This is a genomic window from Micromonospora sp. S4605 (assembly GCF_003176715.1).
GTDB classification, from domain to species: Bacteria; Actinomycetota; Actinomycetes; order Mycobacteriales; family Micromonosporaceae; genus Micromonospora; species Micromonospora echinaurantiaca.
The window spans coordinates 1-5,183 of the sequence record NZ_QGSW01000431.1 but is presented as its reverse complement, the minus strand read 5'-3'; the positions used below and the strand labels follow the sequence as shown (position 1 = coordinate 5,183).

At 63.5% G+C, this 5,183-nt stretch carries 3 protein-coding genes; all 3 read right to left on the bottom strand.

The genetic code is table 11. The features are described from left to right. Positions 1-542 precede the first annotated feature (542 nt). The 3 genes from DLJ47_RS33330 to DLJ47_RS33320 all read right to left on the bottom strand — a co-directional run bounded on the left by DLJ47_RS33330 (position 543) and on the right by DLJ47_RS33320 (position 5,143). Positions 543-1,937, bottom strand: a complete 1,395-nt coding sequence (locus DLJ47_RS33330; RefSeq protein ID WP_109906085.1) for a hypothetical protein — start codon at positions 1,935-1,937, stop codon at positions 543-545. Positions 1,938-2,016: 79 nt separating this feature from the next. Then, a complete protein-coding gene (locus tag DLJ47_RS33325; protein ID WP_167190354.1) occupies positions 2,017-2,859 on the bottom strand; it encodes a transposase family protein in 843 nt (280 codons plus the stop codon). 133 nt (positions 2,860-2,992) lie between these two features. Continuing rightward, entirely contained in the window at positions 2,993-5,143 is a 2,151-nt protein-coding gene (locus tag DLJ47_RS33320; RefSeq protein WP_342447663.1) for a YobI family P-loop NTPase, read from the bottom strand. Positions 5,144-5,183 lie beyond the last annotated feature (40 nt).

Genomic DNA, 5,183 nt, shown 5'->3' with positions numbered 1-5,183 from the left:
TGTATCCGGCAGCCACCGCTGCGTCATGGTCAGTCCACACAGCCGTCCATGATCGACGGTGGCTGCCCTCATACCCCCACCGCACCAAACCGCAGCTCAGCCGAGGTCAACATCCCCGGCTGGAGTATTAGGCGTCGCTCTCCCAGAAGAAAGGGGCCCGGGAGACTCCCTGCTGGGCGCACCTTCCCGGATGACGACGATCGGAGAGACATGACGAGCGAGGAGACAGCCGCCTGCTGCGCGCTGCTGGTGGCGGTAGACGCTGACCGATCCGCAGTTTGGCGGCGCGGACCTGCTGGTCGGCATGGCCGCCGTAAGGGACGCAACGGCGGCGGAATCTGAGGCCGTAGGTATGGCCAGCGACACGGCGGGGGTGGCATTGCTGTGAGTGACCCCAGACGGACGGCGTCATTTCGCTTCATCAGCCGAATCTCCCTTGGAAGTCAACGCGTGTGGCAGGGGCTCGCATGGCCACGTGATTATGCTGGCTGAGCAGCCCGGATGACGACGGCTCCGCAGGCTCATGCGCCCGGCTGTTGCCGTCACCGCTTCATGTGTACCCGCAGGGTCGACTTGCGATCGTCAGCCTTGATCGTGGAGACGATTTTCCCATCCTGAAGGCGACGGAGGATGGCCCGGTGCGCCTGGGTGTCGGCAAGTTGGGCCTGCCGGTTGCCCTTGTCTGCGATCGTGGCGTAGTCGCCGCCCATGTTCCGCAGGATCCGGCGGAGATCGTCGAGAGAGACCTCTTCCCCTGCCGCCGCCAGAAGTCCTGCGACCGTCGTCTGGTGAGCGCCGCCCCGGCATAGTGAATCGATCTGGTCGGCGCGGAGACCCATACCCGACCGGAGCGCGTACGCGGCCATCGCCTGGTAACCAGCTTTAGGTACTCCGTCTGCGAACTCGTCCATTGCCTCAAGGACTACCTTCTTGATGTCGTCGGCGACCTTCGAACTCTGCATCAGTTCGGCGATGTATGTAGCTTGCAGTGTCCGCGGGCCGACGAGTTCGGCGTAGTTGCTCGATCGAGTGATGGCGTGCTCGAGTGTGCCCCAGTCGACCATGAGCCGGGAGTCGAACGTTTCCTCGTCGTCGTTGAGTAGCTCTCTCTCGATGAGAAGAGCGATCAGCTCGCCGGGCTCGGGGGCAATGGACTGCGCTTGAAGTGCCCCCGGCTGCAGGGAACCCGCGATCTGCGCCCGCAGAGCCGGGTTCTGCAGCTGCTCTCGTGCGTTCACGATGGTTGTCGCGAGGTCGCGCCTGGCGTCGAGTTCATCACCGTTCGCGTCCACCACCTCGCGTGCCGACGAGAGCAAGGCCGCGAGCCACTCATCAATGCCACCAGCCCGCTCCACGTAGGCACTGACGTTGGCGAAGGTGGGTGGGATCCGACCTGTGCCTACGAGCGCGGGCCAGGCACCCTCGGGAGCGTCGCCGAGGTTATCGATCCTGCAGTCAGGGCTTGCACCGGTTATGAGTCTGCCGAAGTCGGCCTTCTTGAGCCGTGCGACGTCCTGTAGCACCTCGATGAACATCGCGGACGACTCGATGGTCCACCTCGTCCCTTGCGACTCGTGGTTCGACTGAAAGTAGGTGTCGAGGTTGTCAAGCGCATGATCGTAGATGTTGTGATCGGCCTTGGCAAGGCGATCGAGTGCGATGTTGTCAGTCCCGGCGAGCACTTCGAGGTTCTGAGCGGTGATGGCGTAAGCACATGCCTTGATCAGGGCGGCACACGCTGCCTCTGACAGCCCAACAACGCTCGGAATGACTGCACCGGTGCCAGCGATGAACTGCACCGCGCGGCGGGCCGCGTCGCCGCGGCGCTCGTCCCGCAGCGACGGGAACTCCGAGTACGAAGCCTCGAAGAAGACCCGCACCTGGTCCGAGTGCTCGTACTCTGTGCCGTCAGCACGATGAGTAAGTGCGACGTCCACGAGCTGGCTCCGCTCGTCTCGGCCTAGGGTTGTGTCACCGATAAGGTAGGTGAAGATGCCCGGCAGTAGTGAGGTGATCTCAACAAGATTCGGGTAGGTAGCGGTATTCGAAGTGGGTGAGATGCAGTGCGGCGCGGACGGTATCGCCGGTTCTTCGTGGGCTGGCGGTGCTGTGCCGGAGGCTGCGCCAGCGGCCGGTGAGGATGGCGAAGCCGCGTTCTCCGCGGCACCGCATGGATCGAAGGACAGCGTTGTAGGTGCGGTTGTCGACGGCGAGGCGGCGGCCGTCGGCGGGTTGCTTGTACGGGGTGTGGATGCCCTGGCCGGCGCCCTCGTAGCCGGAGTCGGCCAATGCCGGCAGGTGCAGTTCGGAGGCCGCCCAATACAGGGCGCCGGTGACATCCAGTTGTTGGGCGCAGGTGAGGTCGTGCAGGTGTCCGGGCATCGCCTCGGAGGTCCAGATCGGTAGTCCGTCCGGGCGCATCACGGCCTGAATGTTCGCGCCGAAGTCGCGGTGTTTCCCGGAGTACCAGGCATCGATCGTTTCGCCCTTCACGCTCATGGTCGTCTCGGCCACTCGGTCGGTGTCGAACAGCTTGCCGTCGAGGATCACGTGCGACCAGCCCTCGCCGGCGACCCGCGCGAGGGCCTCATGCAGGGTGGGGGCCTGCGCCGCTAGGACCCGCACGGCCTCGGCGACATACCGGTAGGCGGTTGCCCTCGACACGCCGAACCCCGCCCCGAGAGTGGTCTTGTCCTCACCCTTGCGGAACCACACCAACACCAGAAGCGCCTGGTAGAAGCAGGTCAACGCCCGCGTTCCCGATCGGGTGCCCACCGCACGGCGCTCGGCGCGTAACAGCCGCGCCACGTGCTGAACGAGTTCCCTGGGCACGTCGAGCATGGCACGATAGGCGATCACGTGGGGTCCTCACTTGCTGGGCTGATCTTGTGGTGAGAACTGCCTACCGAGGGCCCCACGCCCTCCTCAAGCATCGTCCGATAAGGACGCATTCGCGCATGTCGCGCACGTCAAACGGCGATCCTTGTTGAGATCACCTCAGTGGGGTGAGCTGCTCTACAAGTGCGGCCTTTGCCACGCCAGCGCCCAAATAGTGATCGACGAACGCGCGCTCCTTGGGGCCCCAGTCTGCGAGGCGTTTCACGACCACCTTTGCGCGATCGGCGTCCTCCTGGAGCAGGTGGTTGAGGATGGAGACGTTGTACATGCTGCGGTCGCGGAGAACGCCGGTACCGCGGTCACGGAGGATTGCGGTGATGTCTTCGGCGTCGAGGGGGTAGTCGGCGTCGGGGGTGCCGCGGTCGACGTTGCGCATCAGGTAGGTCATCGCGTCAGGCCGGATCAACTCGCCGTAGAAGGACGAGACGTGGAGCGAGAAGTAGGACGTGATGTATTTCTGTGCTACGAGGTCGACGGCGAGCTGGGATGGAAGGAGCCGGTCGAGCCATTGGCGGAAGGTCAGCGCATTCTCGCCTTCCGTGGTCCTGTACTTAAACTGCGGACGGTCGACGAGATCACCCCAGGTGTGGTGTTGGAGGAAATGCACGTCGCGCTCGATGCGTTCCAGGCTGTCTTTATCGGCGGTCGCTGAGCGCGCGGCCCATTCGTCCAAATCGAGGGAGGTACCAAGAAGGTCACTCAGCACTGGTGCAGAGAACAGCAGTTGGCGTTGGTAGCCGTACCCGTCGCGAACATGCAGCACGATCGAGCCGTTACCCTGTAGTAGGTCCCGCCAAAACTTCGCAGTCCGGAGCTCGGCAGGACTGACGACTTCGCCGCTGACGTGTAGCTGATCGCTCACGGTGAAGCCCTGCGGCGAGGACGCGCGAACAATCGCGTCGACTCGCGCCTGAAGCCTCGCCGCCAACTCGCCGGCCCTTTCCTCGGCCGCCTCGTCGCGTTCGATCCGCTCATGGAGCTTGGTCGACTCCACGCGGAGCCGCTGGAGGTTTGCGCTGACCAGCGCGCGCCAGACGTCGTACAGCTTGTCCAGCGAGCTCTCGCCGAGTCGGATCGCTTCGAAGTCGGCCATGTGGACGTTCTTGAAAAGGACCATCGCGAGGAGGCGTTCCTCGTCGAGCTGCGGTACCGGTGTGGCGACGTCTATGAGCTGGTGCTTGAACACCTCGTACTCGTTGACGATGTTGTAGATGAGCCGCATGTCGGCGACGTGCCGTGCAGCGAGGTCAACGAGTTCCTTGGAGATCGAGTGCCAGCGGCCTGTCAGCAGCCTGTGCATGTGGTCGCGGGCGTTCTTGTGGGTGATAAACGGCACGACGGGTACGACGAGGTCAAAGAATTTGGTCCGGTTGGCCCGAACAAGTTCCGCCTTGGCTTCGTCGGTGATCGCGTTATTTTCGTCTCGCCCTAGCTTTTCGAAGATGCTGTCACGGAGGGCGTAGATGAACCGGACCCTACGTCCCTTGAGCTGTTTCGCGGTGTTCAGCAGGTTGTTTAGGGACCGTAGTGTCTCGAAGATGAGCGGATCGTCGAAGCGGTCGAGATCCTCCAGAATGACGATGTCGCGGCCGTTGGTCTCGAAGAGGTAGACAATCTCGTCGAGGTATTCGTCGAAATAGCTAGATGAGCGAGGCGGGAGCGTGATGCTGGCAGGGCCCGCCGTGACCTGCTCAATCCTCACCTTGTCGTGCAGCAGAAGACGAACCAAGTAGACGGCCCCGATAAGGATGGCTGCGAGCGCGAGGTATACAAGCGGAGTGCGCGACCAGCCGGGGCGTTCGACAGGGTCGACCCCGGTCAGCGCGATCACAGGCCGGTCGAGCCCAGCCGCCACCATGAGGACAAAGAGAACGAGACCCACGAACAGAGCGAGCCCGAACTCACGCCAGCGGGGGAATCGACTGATGCGCCGGAACCGTGACTCGGGGGCGTCTGCGGGCATCTGCTGGTAGAGCAGCTGCTTGACGATTTCCTTCTGGATGCGATTCGTCTTTGTCGTTGCGGCAGGGTTGCCCTCTTCGTCGGCTCCGACGGGCGCGGGCTGCTCACCCAAGGTCGACAGCGACACCTCGATGACCCTTTTAGGGTATGCCTTGGCGAGAGTGCGCAGGATGCTGCTTTTGCCGGTGCCGTAGGTCCCGGGTTCGACGTAATTCGGCGGGCCTGGAGGTCCTGCGAGGCGGAATGCGCTGGTCGGCGGGTCGCGAGAGGCAGAGAAGGCCAGAAGTCCCTAGAGACGCGATCTCCTGGACTAACGCGTGCCA